Raw genomic sequence first — 16,351 nt, forward strand, 5'->3', positions numbered from 1 at the left:
CCTTAACGTCGCTCTGCAGGCAGCGTTGCCGCCTGTTGGGTATCGAACCACCAGCCATCAAAACCTAGCGAATAGGCCGGGCGTATAGCAGGCATGGCAAACTTGTTCCAATAGGCAAAGCGGTCATGATTGGAATACCACATCGGAATCATGAACTGATTCCAGGTCAGCACCCTGTCCAGCGCGCGGCCTAATGACAGTAGTGGTACTTTTTGCCCCTGATGCTTAACGATTTCCTCGACGAGAGAATCAATGGCGGGATCGCTGACGCCCGGCCTGTTGTAGGTCGAATTGATGTACTGCGAGCTCCAGTACATTTGCAGGTTGTCACTGGGGTAGAGGAAAGCAGGGTACACCATTGCCGTCATATCGAAATCTCGCTTACGAATACGGTTGTTGAACTGCGTGCTATCGATATTACGCACGTTCATGGTGATGCCCAATTTTTTCAGGCTCTGCTGAAAAGGCAGGACATACTGCGAGTTACCGGCGCTTGGCAACAAAAGCTCAAACGTAAACGGCTGCCCGGTTTTGCTACTAACCAGCTTCTGATCTTTCAATTCCCAACCTGCCTCTTCCAGCAGCTTAAGTGCCTTAAGCCAATTTTGTCGGTCATAGCCGCTGCCGTCGGAGGAGGGCGGTTGATAGCTAGGACCAAAGACCTCGGCTGGAACTTTGTCTTTGAGCGGCGTCAGCCAGGCCAATTCCTCAGCGGTGGGTTCGCCTTTAGCGGCATACTCGGTGTTTTGGAAATAGCTGTCGGTACGTTGATAGGCGTTGTAATACAGCGCCTTGTTCATCCAGTTGAAGTCAAATGCCAGGGCTAACGCCTGACGTACGCGACGATCCTGGAACAGCGGCCGCTGGATATTGAATGCTAGCCAACGCGTATCCTGGGCGGATTGATTAACCTGATCCTGCTTAATGATGTAGCCACGCGCAAAGTTTCCACCCTGATATTGAGTCGCCCAGTTTTTGGGCGATCCTTCTTCTCGCAGATCGAAGGCACCCGCTTTAAAGGCTTCCAGCGCGACGCTGTCGTCCAGATAGTAGTCGTAGCGGATTTTATCGAAATTGTACTGACCTTTATTGACCGGAAGATCGGTGCCCCAGTAGTCCTTCACGCGGGAATAGGTGACATATTGCCCCGTTCTATAGGCGGTGATGCGGTAAGGGCCACTGGCGGGTGGTGGGTACGATAGCGGCTCGCTAAATTTATGATTCTTCCAGAACTTCTCCGGCATGATAGGCAGAGTCAACAAGCTGAACATGCGGTTTTTGTCGGACACGGGAAAATCAAAACGTACGGTCAGCGGTGCAATCGCTTTGGCGGTAACGTCTTTAAAATAGATGCGGAACTGAGGCACGCCCTGTGTCATAAACATGTTATAGGTGAATGCCACGTCAGCTGCGGTGATCGGTGAGCCGTCATGAAAGCGAGCTTTGGGATTCATCTCTATTTCAATCCAGCGGAAATCCGCCGAATGGCGTGTCGTCAGCGCGACCAGCGGATAATAGCTGCCGGGTTCGTCATCAGAAGAAGTGAAAAGCGAATCGTAGAGCCGTTCCGTACGGGCTGCGGCTACGCCACGTAGTGCGAAACGGTTGAAATTATCAAAGGTACCTAGTGCGCTGAGGGTGATGCTGCCGCCCTTGGGTGCATCAGGATTGACATAGTCAAAATGGCTGAAGTTCTCGGCATATTTGGGTTCACCTAAAAGTGCAAAGCGGGTGCTGTTTTCAATCGTTTCAGCCTGCACGCCAAAATGGGCCGTGCAAAGCAATACGGCAGCGATAACGCGTTTTAACATCTGACGGTAATCTCCTGCGAGCGGATGTCGTCTGGTGGGGTATCGTCTGATGCAGACGTGCCATACCGTAACATCAACAATGCCGATTTCATCGACATAAAGTTCTTGAAATAATTAACATTCCCATCGGGAAGCTGTGTGTTTACTTTTTATCATGAAATCAGGTGATAAACCTACCTTAATCACGGCCTGTTAGTGTTTCAGGTTGTTGAGTTAGTCATATTTTGCGCAGTGCGTCGCAGAAGGGGGGGAGGGGCTGCAATCTTCGGGTGAAAAGCGAGCATAAAAAAACGTAGGGAACGTTTTTCAACGTTGCGTAGCAACGGCCTGTAGGGTGATGGACAGGGATGTCCATCATAAAAAAACGCCGCTTGTTATAAGCGGCGTTGATGTCGTCTCGTTTCGTTGGCTAACAGCAAGGTTCTCTTACAAACAAAGCAATATCACAGCAAGGGCGCGGATATGACTTAGCTGGTAGTGGTTCCTTTACTCAGAACACGGCGTCCTTCTTGATAACGCTTATTCCAGTAGTCTTCCGTCATTTTTGAAATAATGACGCCGCTGCTGGTTGACGCGTGGACGAACTGATCGTTGCCGAGATAAATGCCAACGTGGCGTCCGGTTGAACCTGCACGGAACAGAACAAGATCGCCAACGCGCAGTTTGTTGCGCTGAATTTTCTGGCCCATCTCTTGCTGTTCATAGGTTGAACGCGGTAAATCCATGCCAAACTGTTCGCGGAAAGTGCGCTGAACGAAAGCTGAGCAATCAATGCCACGGCGACTATCACCACCTAAGCGGTAACGAACACCTTTCCAACTGGCATATTGGTTGAGCAATTTGGACTTGATGTCCACATTACGAACCAATGCTTCAAATTCATCCTGAGAGGCTTGCAGTAAAAGACCATCTTTATCATTAACTGCATGCATATCAGTTTGAGCTTTATGGTTATATGCACTGTTACTTCCACATGCGGAGAGCATCATTGCTACCGCGACGGCAGGCACTGCCCGCCAGATATATCTCAGAATCGGTTGAGACTTGACCATTATTGTTATGTTCCCTTGCTGTCCTTAACGATAAATATCGCTATGTAGTATCCCCATTTCACTGGGGCATAAATGCCAAACGAAAACGAGACTCAGACTAAAACAGAGTTTCTTCTTAGCCAAACACTCATCAGCGAAAGTGTGCCGGAATGCACATTATTTCTCTTGCTGCTGCTAGTTCAGTATGCGCTAAAAAGCAAACTTGAACGAGACTACCGTAACAGCAGCAGGATTGCGAGAAGTTTTAACTATTTTATTTATAAGATTTAATGATGTATTCAGCTAAAAAATGTCGATGTAAAAAATCTGAAATCATAGAGATTTATACTGTCCGTTTTTTAGGTAATAGACGGTCTAACAGAGCAATAGCGGCATCGCTTGCTGGCGTTAATAACCACCAGCTCAGGCCAACTAAAACAACCGAGAGCGAGCCGACGGCAATATCGGTAAACCAATGGGCGCCAATCATGATGCGAGGTAATGAGAAGATCACCATGATGACCAGGGCGATGGCGAAAGCGGTGCGGGTGAAATAGCGCAGCATAAAAGCGGCAAAGATCATCAGCATCATGCCGTGGTCGCCAGGGAAACTGTCCGATGAAGCATCTTTGGTCGGAATGCCCGTTAAGTCTGAAACGCGGTTGATGTCGTTAAAATAGAGTGTCGGGCTGGCGTGTTGCACAGGTAATAAATGCCCCGCCTGATTCAGCGTCACTGCGGTAAGCAGCATGACAAAGCCGATGATCAATAAACGACGGCGTTCTGCGGGCGTGGCTTTCAGATAAAACGACAGATACAGCAGACCCATCGCAATGAGCGCACAGCCGTCAAAGGCGCGGTTGTTGGTAATGGCAACCAGATGTAAAAACGTCGGACTATCGACTAAGAGTTGATTGAAATAGAAAAAGATATGGCTATCAAGTGTGAACCAAAATCCATGGTTTTCGAGTAGATACCAAGATAAAAACAAGCTAATGCCCAATACATTGAGCACGACAATAGAAGAAAAACGAGCAAATGACATAAGGCAAAGCATCCAAATAAAGACGAAAAAACTCCAGTTTAGTCCACGTTAGCTAAACGAGCCTTTAACAATGAGGCTTGTAACGTGTTCCATTCTGCTGGTGTTTCATTGATGATTTCGATACGGCTATCCATCGGTGCCGCCGATCGGGTTTCTATATGAAGGTCGTGTCCCTGACGGTTAACGACGAGCGTCCCTTCTTTTATACGCATGACTCCTTTAACTCGGTTTACGGGAGAAAGACGAACCCAGTCCAGCAGGGCCGCAGTATCAAAAGCGGTTTCAGGGGCGAATATCCAGCCGCAGGCGTGATATCCCTGTCCCTGATTGAGAGAACGACGCCAGGATTGCCCACCCGGTAATTGTAGCGCGGCCAGACCATTTGTGGGTTTATGCGAGTGGTGATGAGCGCCATCCGGCAGTTCTCGCATGTTGTGTCGCGATTGATCGAGCAGTTGTCGGTCAATCTTTCCCTCACTGGCTTCGATAATTTGCCGCCCGTCGCCGCTCGCCTGCTGCCACTGCTGTAAGGCTGCGAGATCGTCGGCGTTATAAGTGTCACGCTTGTTGGCAATAATAATGTCAGCGGCGGCAAGCTGGTCACGGAAATTTTCATTTCCCGTGTAACGAGTATCGCTTAACTGACGCGCATCCAGCAGGCACAGCGTGGACTGCAATGTCAGCCAGGGCTGATAGATATCGCTTGTCAGCAATGAGAGAATTTGTTTTGGGTGGCCGAGCCCTGTGGGTTCGATGAGCAGACGGTGAGGCTTTTTCTGTTGGAGCAGCATATTCAGACCAACCTGCATAGGCAGACCGTTCACGCAGCACATGCAACCGCCGGGAATCTCTTTTAGTACTGCGCCGCTGTCCGCCAGTAGTGCGCCGTCAATGCCTATTTCGCCGAATTCATTGACCAGCACCGCCCAAACTTCGTCTTCTGGCTTTTGTGACAGAAGATGACGGATAGTGGTGGTTTTCCCACTCCCCAGAAACCCCGTAATCAAATTGACTTTCGTTAGCATGGCAGGCTCCTATGTGTGTGGAAGGTTTACGTGTGCCGGATGTATCACCCGGCGACAAGTATTGTGCGGGAAGCACAATGTAGAATGTTAGTCTGCGCGGCCCATATAGCGACGTTCTGGAATGTGAATACGGATTTTTTCACCCGCGCTCAGGTATTCTGGAACAGGGATGGTCAGGCCTGTGCTCATGGTGGCAGGCTTGTTGCGCGCACTGGCGGAGGCACCTTTAATACCCGGAGCCGTATCCACGATTTCCAGGTCTACCGTTTGTGGCAATTCCAGCGCGATGATCTGGCCGTCCCAGCTCAAGACCTGAATTCCTGGCATACCGCCTTCAGGGATAAACAGCAGCTCTTCTTCTATTTGATCTTTTTTGAAGAGGTAAGGGGTGTAGTCCTCATCATCCATAAAGACGTATTCGTCGCCATCAATATAAGAGAAGGTGACCGTGCGGCGTGTCAGCGTGATGGTGTCGAGAATATCATCGCCTTTAAAACGCTCTTCCACTTTCAGCCCGGTACGTACATCAGAAAAACGCATTTTGTATAGCGTGCTGGCACCACGGGCGCTGGGGCTTTGGACATCGATATCCTTTACCAGCAATAACTTGTCGTTATAGTTAACGACCATACCACGTTTAATCTCGTTCGCTCTTGCCATAAAAATTACCTGCTATAAGGAGTGTGATTTTTGTGGCGACACGTTACTCGCGACGGGGAATTCAGGCAAGTGATTAAGATGAAGGAGCTGATATTGGTTTTTGACGACGAGACTGCTATCGTGGCGCTCTCTATCTTTTGTCAGCCCACCGGAGAGTTTGCTGATGGACTGTCGCTCCCATTGCGGCGCCTGTTGTACCGCGCCATCGATTTCAACCCCCATGCCGGGGTTGCCGCACGGCAAGCCAGCTAATACGCCCTGTATTCATCTAGATGACGCGATGCGCTGCGGGTTATTTCATTCACCGCTGCGGCCCGCGGTTTGTGCAGGGCTACAGCCGCGCGCAGATATGTGTTTCAGTCATCGGGATGAGGCGATGGTTTATCTGCTTAAACTGGAAGCTGACACTGCGCCTTGACGTCCGGCGATCAGGCGTCCTTGATACGCCACATGCAATAGATGGAACCGGCGATCATCAGCAGCGCGAAGAAGAAGACTGCATGATAGTTCCAGATTTCAGCAACGATCCCAGCCAGTGAACCAGAGATGATCCAGCCAACGCGCGTGGTATTGGTAAACAGCGTCGTCGCTGCACCCGCTTGTCCAGGCATCAAATCCTGGAAGTAAAGCATGCCGATTCCGGCCAGAATACCAATGAAAATGGCATTTAGCGCCTGTAACACCAGCAGGGCTATTTCCCCGTTGAGAACCAGCAAGCCGCCGAAAAACAGTAGCCCGGAGGCAACGGCAAGCCGCATCAGGAAACGTTTCCCAAAGCGTTTAGCGACGTAGCCAGCAATCAGCATGACCGGAATTTCCAGCCCGGCAGCCACACCCATCATGATACCGGCCAGCTTTTCCGGTAGATGCAGTTCATGCACCAGATACAGCGGCATATTAATGAGGTAAATACCGTTGCAGGTCCACATCAAGGTACAGGCAACGAACAGCAAGAGCGTGTCCCGGCGATTGCGACGTGGTGATTCCAGCGTAGAGGTGGTCTTTTCCACGGCTTTGGGCATGGAAGGTAAGAAGAGTTTGACCAGAATACCGCACAGGATAAAGACGGCCGCAGCGGTCAGATACATTGTTGTGAAGCCGAAGCCCAGCGCCAGTGCAAAAGCGATAGGGGGGCCAACAACCCAGGCGAGAGAAATCTGGGCGCGGAGGATGGAGCTGAACATTGCCGCTTCTCGGCCGGTTTTATCCGCGTGCTCCCGCGCCAGCGCAAAAAGCTGCGGGTTCGCGGTTGAGCCAAAGCTGCTCAGCAGAACGCCGATAAAAAGCAGAATAAAGTAGTTACGATTCCATGCAAACAGCATGCAGGCCAGTGCGCCCAGCAGGCAGCAGACGAAGATCAGAGATTTGCGATCGCCTTGACGGTCCGAGCGCGTGGCCAGCATTTGGCTGACGACAATGCCAATAACTGCACTTCCGGTATAAAACATCCCCACCAGAAAAGGACGAGCTTGTACTTCGCTGGAAAGAAAGAGGCTGAGCGTAGGAAGTTGCAGGGCGCCGGCCGTTCCGGTCAGAAAGGCAATAATCAGGAATGCTGACGATGTCAGGTCAAGCGGGCGTCGTGTTGTGTTTGCTGGAGTGAACATAAATTGATAGCGCTTGGAAAATAGGCAGAGGCTGTCGAGCGCGACATAGTACTCGGGTTTATTCTGAAACAGAAATCATGTTTCATTATTTTTCGTCAGCACAGCTTCAGCCATTTACGGATTTTTGTTGGCGGGCAGCGCATCATCCACGTTAAAATGTGCGTGATGTCAAAATTCTGTTACGTCATCAGCGTAGAAAGCTTGCATAAATGACGTAATAGAATGAGACTTTTGAAACGTTTCAGCGGAATTTTTTTTGAAACGCCCTAACAATCGACACATTTTTTTCTCATAAAAGCTGAAACGATTCAACTTTCAGCAAGAGAGGAGAGCCATGTTCCAGTTGTCACAGCAAGATATTCATTTGGGCGCAGCGGCCAGTAATAAGCAGGAAGCCATCCAGCTTGTTGCTTCAGCACTGACCGAGGCCGGGTGCGTTAACGCAGGGTATGTCGACGGCATGCTACAGCGCGAACAGCAGACATCCACCTATTTGGGAAGCGGCATTGCTATCCCTCACGGCACCACCGACACCCGCGATCTGGTATTGAAGACCGGGGTTCAAGTATTCCAGTTTCCTCAGGGTATCGCCTGGGGTGAAGATCAAACCGCCTATGTGGTGTTGGGGATTGCAGCCCGTTCTGATGAACACCTTGCGCTGCTGCGTCAGCTGACTCACGTCCTGAGCGACGATCGCGTAGCGGCACGTTTGGCAAGCACCACATCAGCAGAAGAACTGCGTAGCTTGCTGATGGGCGAGCAACAGCTGGCAGAATTCCGCTTTGACACCTCGCTGATTGCGCTGGACGTGGCAACCGATAATCTGCTGACCCTTCAGGCGCTGAATGCCGGTCGTCTTCAGCAGGTCGGTGCAGCAGACGCCAGCTTCGTCAGCACCGCTGTCAGCAACAAGCCGCTGAATCTGGGACAAGGTGTATGGTTCAGCGATAGCGCTGTCGGTAACCTCAGCAGCGCGGCGGCAGTCGCTCGTCCAGCAACGCCTTTCAGCGTTGACGGTGAAAACGTGGCGTTACTGGTAACGGTAGCTGCGGCTGACGATCAGGCTTTTGCGCCGATCGATTACCTGAGCAATCTGCTGATTGCACAAAAAGCAGAACGTCTGCTGACGGCTGATGCACCGACGCTGCTGGCTCTCTTGACCAGCGATGTACCGGAAGAAAGCGAAGTGCTGACGGCGGAATTTACCATTCGTAACGAACACGGCCTGCACGCGCGTCCGGGCACCATGCTGGTGAATGTGATCAAACAGTTCACCAGTGAGATTACGGTGACCAATCTGGATGGCACAGGCAAACCGGCAAATGGCCGCAGCCTGATGAAAGTCGTCGCGCTGGGCGTGAAAAAAGGTCACAAACTGCGCTTCACCGCCAGCGGTAGCGATGCAGAACAAGCACTGGCTGCTATTGGCGACGCAATTACGTCCGGTTTGGGCGAGGGGGCAGCATGAGCAGGAGAGTAGCCACAATCACCCTGAATCCAGCTTATGACCTGGTTGGCTATTGCCCGGAAGTTGAGAAAGGCGAAGTCAATCTGGTTCAGACAGCAGGTCTGCACGCCGCCGGTAAAGGCATTAACGTTGCCAAGGTGCTGAAAGATCTCGGGATTGATGTCACGGTAGGTGGCTTTCTGGGCAAAGACAATCAGGATGGTTTTCAGCAACTGTTCAGCGAGCTGGGTATTGCTAACCGTTTCCAGGTTGTGCCAGGACGTACGCGCATTAACGTCAAATTAACCGAAAAAGATGGCGACGTAACCGACTTCAACTTTTCCGGTTTTGAAGTGACACAGCAAGACTGGCAGCGTTTCGTTAATGATTCGCTGAGCTGGCTGGGGCAGTTCGACATGGTCGCGGTAAGCGGCAGCCTGCCTGCTGGCGTCGATCCTGATGCGTTTACCGACTGGATGTCTCGTCTGCGTACGCAGTGTCCTTGCATTATTTTCGACAGCAGCCGTGAAGCGCTGGTGGCGGGACTGAAAGCCTCTCCCTGGTTGGTGAAACCGAACCGCCGGGAGCTGGAGATATGGGCTGGGCGTAAATTACCTACGCTGGCTGATGTGGTGGACGCTGCCCACGCGCTGCGTGAACAGGGTATCGCGCATGTTGTGATCTCATTGGGGGCGGAAGGCGCACTGTGGGTGAATGCATCCGGCGCGTGGCTGGCGAAACCACCAGCTTGTGATGTGGTAAGTACGGTAGGTGCGGGCGACTCCATGGTTGGGGGGTTGATTTATGGCTTATTAATGCGTGAGTCCAGTGAGCACACTCTGCGTTTGGCGACGGCCGTTTCAGCGCTGGCTGTGAGCCAAAGTAATGTTGGTATTACCGATCGTCCTCAGTTGGCCGCGATGATGGCGCGTGTCGACCTGAAACCCTTTAACTGATACAGCAGGAGATAAACAATGAAAATGCTGCTGATTTTGGATAAATCACTGGGCCTGGCGAGAAGCCAACTGGTGAAGAACCTACTCGGCGCTGCCGCTGCGAAAGCAGGGGTGACGTTTACAGAACAGGCTAACGACGCAGAACTGGCGATCTTTCTGGGTGCATCCGCTGCGGCGGACAGCGCGCTGAATGGCAAACAGGTTTATGTCGGTGACATTGAACTGGCTGTTTCACAACCGGAAGCCTTTTTGGCGAAAGCACAGGCTGAAGCAACGGTATATCAGGCTGCCGCGTCAGCTTCCGTTCAGCAACCCGCTGCTGCCAAGCGCATTGTTGCCGTAACGGCGTGTCCGACGGGAGTCGCGCACACGTTTATGGCAGCAGAAGCGATTGAAAGCGAAGCGAAAAAACGTGGCTGGTGGGTTAAGGTAGAAACGCGCGGATCCGTTGGTGCGGGCAACGCGATTACCCCAGAAGAAGTGGAACAGGCCGATCTGGTAATCGTCGCTGCGGATATTGAAGTCGATCTGGCGAAGTTTGCTGGTAAGAAGATGTACCGCACCTCAACAGGACTGGCACTGAAGAAGACGGCGCAGGAGTTGGATAAAGCGCAGGCTGAAGCGAAAGTGTATCAGCCATCCGGGCAAACCAGTGCGGCAAGCACGAGCGAGGCTGCGCAGAAAGGCGGGGCTGGCCCATATCGTCACCTGCTGACCGGCGTATCCTACATGCTGCCGATGGTGGTAGCGGGTGGTCTGTGTATCGCCCTGTCGTTTGTCTTTGGTATTGAAGCCTTTAAACAAGAAGGTACGTTGGCTGCGGCACTGATGAAGATTGGTGGCGGTTCTGCCTTCGCGCTGATGGTGCCAGTGCTGGCAGGCTATATCGCTTTCTCCATTGCGGATCGTCCGGGTTTAACGCCGGGTCTGGTTGGCGGGATGTTAGCCGTGAGTACCGGTGCGGGCTTCCTCGGTGGGATTATCGCAGGTTTTCTGGCAGGTTATATCGCCAAAGCGATCAACAATAAGCTGATTCTGCCGCAAAGTCTGACTGCGCTAAAACCGATTCTGATCATTCCGTTGTTTGCTACGCTGATCACCGGTCTTATCATGATTTACGTTGTCGGTACGCCGGTGGCGAAAATCCTGACTGGCCTGACAGGCTGGCTGCAATCCATGGGCACGGCAAATGCGGTGATTCTGGGTGCGATTCTGGGTGCCATGATGTGTACGGATATGGGCGGCCCGGTTAACAAGGTGGCTTACGTCTTCGGTACGACCTTGCTCAGTAGCCAGATTTATGCCCCGATGGCGGCGGTGATGGCAGCAGGTATGGTGCCTCCACTGGCAATGGGGCTGGCGACCGTGTTGGCAAGTAAGAAATTCAACCCGACCGAGCGTGAAGGGGGTAAAGCGGCGTTTGTACTGGGCCTGTGCTTTATTTCCGAAGGGGCGATTCCTTACGCCGCGCGTGATCCAATGCGTGTTCTGCCTTGCTGTATTATCGGTGGTGCGCTGACCGGTGCGCTGTCGATGGCGGTAGGCGCTAAGCTGATGGCACCACACGGTGGTCTGTTCGTACTGCTGATTCCAGGTGCAATTACCCCGGTTATCGGCTACCTGTTAGCGATCATTGCGGGAACCGTTGTGGCTGGCGTGCTGTATGCGTTGCTGAAACGCTCTGATGAACAACTGGCGAAAATCGCGTAAGTCTGACTTTTACGATGCAGGAAACGGCGTCATGAATAAAAAGTAATGCCATAACACAAGGATGTGGATGAGATAGCGCCAGTTGGTATTCATCAACTGGCGCTTTTTTTATGGCGTGCCATCTCTGGCCGCCACCCTTACGGGCCGTTGCTGATGCAACTTTAAAAATTTCTCCCGGAAATTTTTAGCATTGGGCTTCGGACTTGAGCCAGGCGATTTCGTCAGCCCAGATATCGGGATTGATTGTCTCCAGAATCATTGGGATCCCATCAAAACGGGCATCTTTCATGATGTAGCTGAAGGCCGTTTTGCCGATATTGCCTTCTCCCAGGCTATGGTGTCGGTCAACGCGACTGGCGAACGCGCTTTTCGCGTCATTCAAATGCATTCCGCGCAGATAGCGAAACCCAACGATGCGATCAAATTCTGCAAAGGTCGCTTCGCAATCCGCTTCCGTTCTTAGGTCGTAGCCGCCAGCGAAGGCATGACAGGTATCGATACAGACGCCAACACGGCTTTTATCTTCTACACCGTCAATGATGGCCGCCAGATGCTCAAAACGGAATCCGAGATTACTGCCTTGTCCGGCGGTATTTTCAATCACGGCGGTAACCCCGTCCGTTTCCGCCAGCGCGATGTTGATGGACTCCGCAATACGGGCCAGACAGTCCGCTTCTTCGATCTGTTTCAGATGGCTACCGGGGTGAAAATTCAGCAGGCTGAGCCCAAGTTGCTGACAGCGGGCCATTTCATCAATAAACGCGATACGTGATTTCTCTAACGCCTCGGCGTCCGGGTGTCCCAGATTAATCAGGTAACTGTCGTGGGGAAGAATTTGTGCTGACGTATAGGCATACTGTTCACAGGCGGCTTTAAAACGGTCGATGACCTCGGTGCTGAGCGGCGCAGCCTGCCATTGGCGCTGATTCTTGGTAAACAACGCGAAAGCCGTCGCCTTTATCTCATGAGCGCGAATCACGGCCTGATCGACCCCGCCAGATGCGCTAACGTGTGCCCCGATGTATTTCATGTTGGTCTCCTCTGGTTTCGAGGACATTATGGCATCGTCATAGTATCGTCGCGCAGGTTAATCAGACGTTAACAGGTAAATAATTTATCGTTAGCCGAATAAATGTTCGAAGAACAGATTGATTCCTGCACCGCCAACCACCAGCCAGATAAATAAAACGAGAGCCAGCAGTAGCGGTTTTGCGCCTGCCTGACGAATGGCGCTGAATCGGGTTGTGAGCCCCAGAGCAACCATCGCCATGGTCAGCAGCACATTATCAAGCTGAACCAACTGCGTGACGACGACGGGGGAAAGGAGCTGGAAAGAGTTAAAGGCAGCCACGGCGATAAAACCCAGCGCAAACCATGGGAACATCAGTGGAATGGCGTTTTGTGTATCACTTTTTTGCGTCGCTTTTTTTAGGTAGCACCCAAGAATGATAAGGAAAGGCGCCAACATCATCACGCGTAGCATTTTGCTGATGACGGCGATATTTTCCGTAGCGCCATCGACGGCATGTCCGGCGGCAACGACCTGAGCGACTTCATGTATCGTTGAGCCAAAGTACAGGCCGGCGATCTGCGGCGTGACCTCAATCCAGTGATGATCGAGATTGAGCTGATAGAGCCACGGATACAAAAACATTGCCGTCGTACCGAAAATCACCACGGTGGAAACGGCGACGGCAATGGCATTGCTGGACGCTTTGACAACGGGTGCGGTTGCCATGATCGCCGCCGCGCCGCAGATACTGCTGCCAGCACCGATGAGTATCACGGTTTCATTGTCGAGCTTCAGCCAGCGTTTACCCATCCAGCAGGCGAGCAAAAACGTCAGCGTGACCACGGTAAGATCGATGGCGACACCAGTCACGCCAACGGCGGTAATCTGCTGAAAGCTGAGACGAAAGCCATAAAGTATGATGCCCCAGCGGAGTAAATGCTGTTTGGCCCACTGCACGCCAGGGTCGCACAGCGGATGAAGCCGTGGATAAACACTATTTCCCAGCACGATCCCCATCAGGATCGCTAATGTCAGAGAACCGGGTCCCCAGTGGGCGATTTTCGGAATATTTGCCAGCCAGATGAGTGAAAAAGTTATTAAACTTACTAACAGCAGACCGGGTAATCGCGCTTTTGCTCCATTGGGTGGAACCATCGCTTGTAACGTTGCAGGAAGAGCCATGGGTTTGGTGCCTATTCTGACCGTACCGAATTGAGAAGCCAGCTTATAATCCACGAGATTAAAAGAGAAATTGATTATATATTTATAACCTATAGGTATTTCAGATAAAGAGCGCACTATGCATATCACGTTACGTCAACTGGAAGTCTTTGCCGAAGTCTTGAAAAGTGGTTCAACGACACAAGCCTCCGTTGTGCTTGCCCTGTCTCAATCGGCTGTTAGCGCCGCGCTGGCGGATTTAGAAGGGCAGTTGGGTGTTCAACTTTTCGATCGTGTGGGTAAACGTCTGGTGGTCAATGAGCATGGTCGCCTGCTGTATCCGAAAGCGTTGGCATTACTTGAACAGTCGATGGAAATTGAGCAGCTCTTCCGGCGTGATAATGGAGCACTGCGTATTTATGCCAGTAGTACCATCGGCAACTATCTATTACCTGCGATGATTGCCCGCTATCGCCATGATTACCCTGAAATCCCACTAGAATTGCATGTCGGCAATACCAAAGATGTGATTACCCGCGTGTCTGAATTCAGCGTCGATTTGGGCTTGATCGAAGGACCTTGCCATCATCCTGATTTGATTACGCAACCCTGGTTGGAAGATGAACTGGTGGTATTTTGTTCTCCGGAACATCCGCTCAGTCGGGGCTCGGTATCATTAACCGCGCTGGCTGATGCGCACTGGATCCTGCGCGAACGTGGATCAGGTACGCGTGAAGTGTTGGATCATCTGCTGCTGACGCACCTGTCGCATTTCCATCTGGTTATGGAATTAGGGAATTCTGAGGCGATTAAACATGCGGTTCGCCATGGGATTGGCATCAGTTGCCTGTCGCGACATGTCATTGCCGAACAGTTGGCGTCAGGCTCGCTGGTGGAGTTGAAGGTGCCATTGCCTAAACTTACGCGGACGCTGTATCTGGTACATCACCGACAGAAACATCTTTCAAATGTTCTGCAGCGTTTCCTGAGTTATTGCTGCGAAACACCATAGCGAAAATATTTTCTGCTGCTAATAATCGGACGCGAGTTATTAAGCTCTCTTATAACTCGACGATCTTAACTATCCAGCACAATGCTATTTGCTACAATCCCGCCTCGATTTTTAGCACGAGCACGCGGGATAACAATGGCTCAGCACGATATTCAACAAACTACACAGGGCGCACCGACCCTGCGCCGTGAACTGAAAGCACGGCATTTAACGATGATCGCCATTGGCGGATCGATTGGTACCGGATTATTTGTCGCCTCTGGTGCGACGGTTTCACAAGCAGGCCCCGGTGGCGCACTTCTGTCTTATGCCCTGATTGGGCTGATGGTTTACTTCCTGATGACCAGCCTGGGCGAACTGGCGGCATTCATGCCGGTGTCCGGTTCATTCTCTACCTACGGTTCCCGCTATGTTGAAGAAGGGTTCGGTTTTGCACTGGGCTGGAACTATTGGTACAACTGGGCGGTGACCATTGCGGTCGATCTGGTCGCCGCCCAGTTGGTGATGGGATATTGGTTCCCTGAGGTTTCCGGCTGGATCTGGAGCGCTCTTTTCCTGGCGCTGATGTTCCTGCTTAACTACATTTCCGTGAAAGGGTTTGGTGAGGCCGAGTATTGGTTCTCACTGATTAAAGTGACGACAGTCATCATTTTCATTGCCGTTGGCGTGATGATGATTACCGGCATCATGAGCGGTGCGGAAAATGCGGGGTTCCACAACTGGCAGATCGGTGATGCGCCGTTTGCAGGGGGTTTTTCCGCGATGATTGGCGTGGCGATGATCGTCGGTTTCTCTTTTCAGGGAACTGAACTGATCGGCGTGGCTGCGGGGGAGTCTCAGGATCCGGGTAAAAACATACCCCGTGCGATTCGTCAGGTTTTCTGGCGCATCCTGTTGTTTTACATCTTCGCGATTTTGATTATCAGCTTAATCATTCCTTATACCGATCCGAACCTGCTGCGTAATGATGTCAAAGACATTACGGTAAGCCCGTTCACGCTGGTGTTTGAGAATGCTGGCCTGCTGTCTGCCGCGGCGGTGATGAATGCGGTCATCCTGACGGCAGTGCTGTCGGCGGGTAACTCCGGGATGTACGCCTCGACGCGTATGCTGTTTACGCTGGCATCGGAAGGCAAAGCACCGCGTATTTTCGCCAGACTATCAAAAGGCGGCGTGCCGCGTAATGCGCTGTATGCCACAACCGTGGTGGCGGCGCTGTGCTTCCTGTCTTCTTTATATGGCAACCAAACAGTTTACCTGTGGCTGCTGAATACTTCGGGTATGACGGGGTTTATTGCCTGGTTGGGGATCGCGATCAGTCATTACCGTTTCCGTCGTGGCTATGTTATGCAAGGCAATGACCTGAACCGTCTGCCTTATCAATCGAGTTTCTTTCCGCTGGGGCCGATCTTTGCCTTTGTGCTCTGCCTTATCATCACGCTGGGGCAGAACTATCAGGCATTTCTGGAAGATAAGATTGACTGGTATGGTGTCACGGCAACGTACATCGGTATTCCGCTATTCCTGCTGATTTGGTTTGGCTATAAGCTGTGCCGTGGAACGCGCTTCATCAAGTATCAGGATATGACGTTCCCCGATCATAAAGACTAAATCGTAAGCACGCGGTTAACTATCGCGCTTTTTAACTTAGCATATCGCCCTCCACGCCGCTGATAGCATACTTATCAGCGGCGTTTTTATTGGGCAAAACTTCATTTTTATATCAAATATTTTGAATTTAATTATTGCAACAAAGTCCTCCCTAACCGTTTTTATTCTTCTTATTAAGTGCTTTCGTGCTACGAAAAATGGCATTTCTAAACCGTAGTTAAACGAAATGAAGAATGCTAATACTTATCATTTACGTTTAAATG

Annotated in this window: 15 protein-coding genes; 7 read left to right on the top strand and 8 right to left on the bottom strand. The window is 51.5% G+C overall.

Translation table 11 applies throughout. The features are described 5' to 3' along the window. Nucleotides 1–2: 2 nt before the first annotated feature. The 5 genes from I2D83_RS09085 to yeiP all read right to left on the bottom strand — a co-directional run bounded on the left by I2D83_RS09085 (nucleotide 3) and on the right by yeiP (nucleotide 5,572). Entirely contained in the window at nucleotides 3–1,811 is a 1,809-nt protein-coding gene (locus I2D83_RS09085) for an extracellular solute-binding protein (protein WP_205947969.1), read from the bottom strand. Nucleotides 1,812–2,278: 467 nt separating this feature from the next. Next, nucleotides 2,279–2,863 (bottom strand): bifunctional murein DD-endopeptidase/murein LD-carboxypeptidase, encoded by a 585-nt coding sequence (gene mepS / locus I2D83_RS09090; protein ID WP_015839907.1) that lies wholly within the window; start codon nucleotides 2,861–2,863, stop codon nucleotides 2,279–2,281. Nucleotides 2,864–3,185: 322 nt separating this feature from the next. Next, complete coding sequence (locus tag I2D83_RS09095) at nucleotides 3,186–3,887, bottom strand: phosphatase PAP2 family protein (protein WP_205947970.1); 702 nt, start codon at nucleotides 3,885–3,887, stop codon at nucleotides 3,186–3,188. Between the two features lie 38 nt (nucleotides 3,888–3,925). Further along, nucleotides 3,926–4,912 carry a CobW family GTP-binding protein gene (locus I2D83_RS09100; protein WP_205947971.1) on the bottom strand — a complete coding sequence of 329 codons (987 nt, stop codon included), beginning with the start codon at nucleotides 4,910–4,912 and terminating at the stop codon, nucleotides 3,926–3,928. Nucleotides 4,913–4,999: 87 nt separating this feature from the next. Further along, the gene (yeiP, locus tag I2D83_RS09105; RefSeq protein ID WP_015839910.1) at nucleotides 5,000–5,572 is read right to left on the bottom strand and encodes an elongation factor P-like protein YeiP; all 573 of its coding nucleotides are present in this window, start codon (nucleotides 5,570–5,572) and stop codon (nucleotides 5,000–5,002) included. 78 nt (nucleotides 5,573–5,650) lie between these two features. Here yeiP and I2D83_RS22345 point away from each other — a divergent pair, with 78 nt between their 5' ends. Then, a complete protein-coding gene (locus I2D83_RS22345) occupies nucleotides 5,651–5,824 on the top strand; it encodes a hypothetical protein (RefSeq protein WP_225182656.1) in 174 nt (57 codons plus the stop codon). Beyond that, nucleotides 5,793–5,990, top strand: coding sequence for a YkgJ family cysteine cluster protein (locus I2D83_RS09110; RefSeq protein WP_225182625.1), 198 nt, complete (start codon nucleotides 5,793–5,795; stop codon nucleotides 5,988–5,990). The genes I2D83_RS22345 and I2D83_RS09110 overlap by 32 nt, the downstream gene beginning before the upstream one ends. Before the next feature lie 10 nt (nucleotides 5,991–6,000). Here I2D83_RS09110 and setB read toward each other — a convergent pair whose 3' ends face one another. Next, complete coding sequence (gene setB, locus I2D83_RS09115) at nucleotides 6,001–7,179, bottom strand: sugar efflux transporter SetB (protein ID WP_205947972.1); 1,179 nt, start codon at nucleotides 7,177–7,179, stop codon at nucleotides 6,001–6,003. A gap of 334 nt (nucleotides 7,180–7,513) precedes the next feature. Between setB and fruB the strand changes: the two genes are divergently transcribed. From fruB to fruA, 3 genes are read left to right on the top strand one after another with little or no spacing between them, the layout of a single operon-like run. After that, entirely contained in the window at nucleotides 7,514–8,647 is a 1,134-nt protein-coding gene (gene fruB, locus I2D83_RS09120) for a fused PTS fructose transporter subunit IIA/HPr protein (protein WP_015839913.1), read from the top strand. After that, entirely contained in the window at nucleotides 8,644–9,582 is a 939-nt protein-coding gene (gene fruK, locus I2D83_RS09125; protein WP_005967280.1) for a 1-phosphofructokinase, read from the top strand. The genes fruB and fruK overlap by 4 nt, the downstream gene beginning before the upstream one ends. A gap of 18 nt (nucleotides 9,583–9,600) precedes the next feature. Then, nucleotides 9,601–11,292 (top strand): PTS fructose transporter subunit IIBC, encoded by a 1,692-nt coding sequence (gene fruA, locus I2D83_RS09130; RefSeq protein ID WP_205947973.1) that lies wholly within the window; start codon nucleotides 9,601–9,603, stop codon nucleotides 11,290–11,292. A 184-nt stretch (nucleotides 11,293–11,476) separates the two neighbouring features. On the opposite strand, the gene nfo is transcribed toward fruA, so the two are convergent. Together nfo and I2D83_RS09140 are read right to left on the bottom strand one after the other, a co-directional pair. After that, complete coding sequence (gene nfo / locus I2D83_RS09135; protein ID WP_015839915.1) at nucleotides 11,477–12,322, bottom strand: deoxyribonuclease IV; 846 nt, start codon at nucleotides 12,320–12,322, stop codon at nucleotides 11,477–11,479. 90 nt (nucleotides 12,323–12,412) lie between these two features. Next, entirely contained in the window at nucleotides 12,413–13,486 is a 1,074-nt protein-coding gene (locus I2D83_RS09140; RefSeq protein ID WP_205947974.1) for a YeiH family protein, read from the bottom strand. A 118-nt stretch (nucleotides 13,487–13,604) separates the two neighbouring features. On the opposite strand from I2D83_RS09140, the gene yieE reads away from it, so the two are divergent. Both yieE and I2D83_RS09150 read left to right on the top strand, forming a co-directional pair. Continuing rightward, nucleotides 13,605–14,477: a DNA-binding transcriptional regulator YeiE gene (gene yieE / locus I2D83_RS09145; RefSeq protein WP_015839917.1), complete on the top strand. Its 873-nt coding sequence runs from the start codon at nucleotides 13,605–13,607 to the stop codon at nucleotides 14,475–14,477. 135 nt (nucleotides 14,478–14,612) lie between these two features. Then, nucleotides 14,613–16,088 (top strand): amino acid permease, encoded by a 1,476-nt coding sequence (locus tag I2D83_RS09150; RefSeq protein WP_181844314.1) that lies wholly within the window; start codon nucleotides 14,613–14,615, stop codon nucleotides 16,086–16,088. Nucleotides 16,089–16,351: the final 263 nt, after the last annotated feature.

Source organism: Pectobacterium aroidearum (assembly GCF_015689195.1).
Classification (GTDB): domain Bacteria; phylum Pseudomonadota; class Gammaproteobacteria; order Enterobacterales; family Enterobacteriaceae; genus Pectobacterium; species Pectobacterium aroidearum.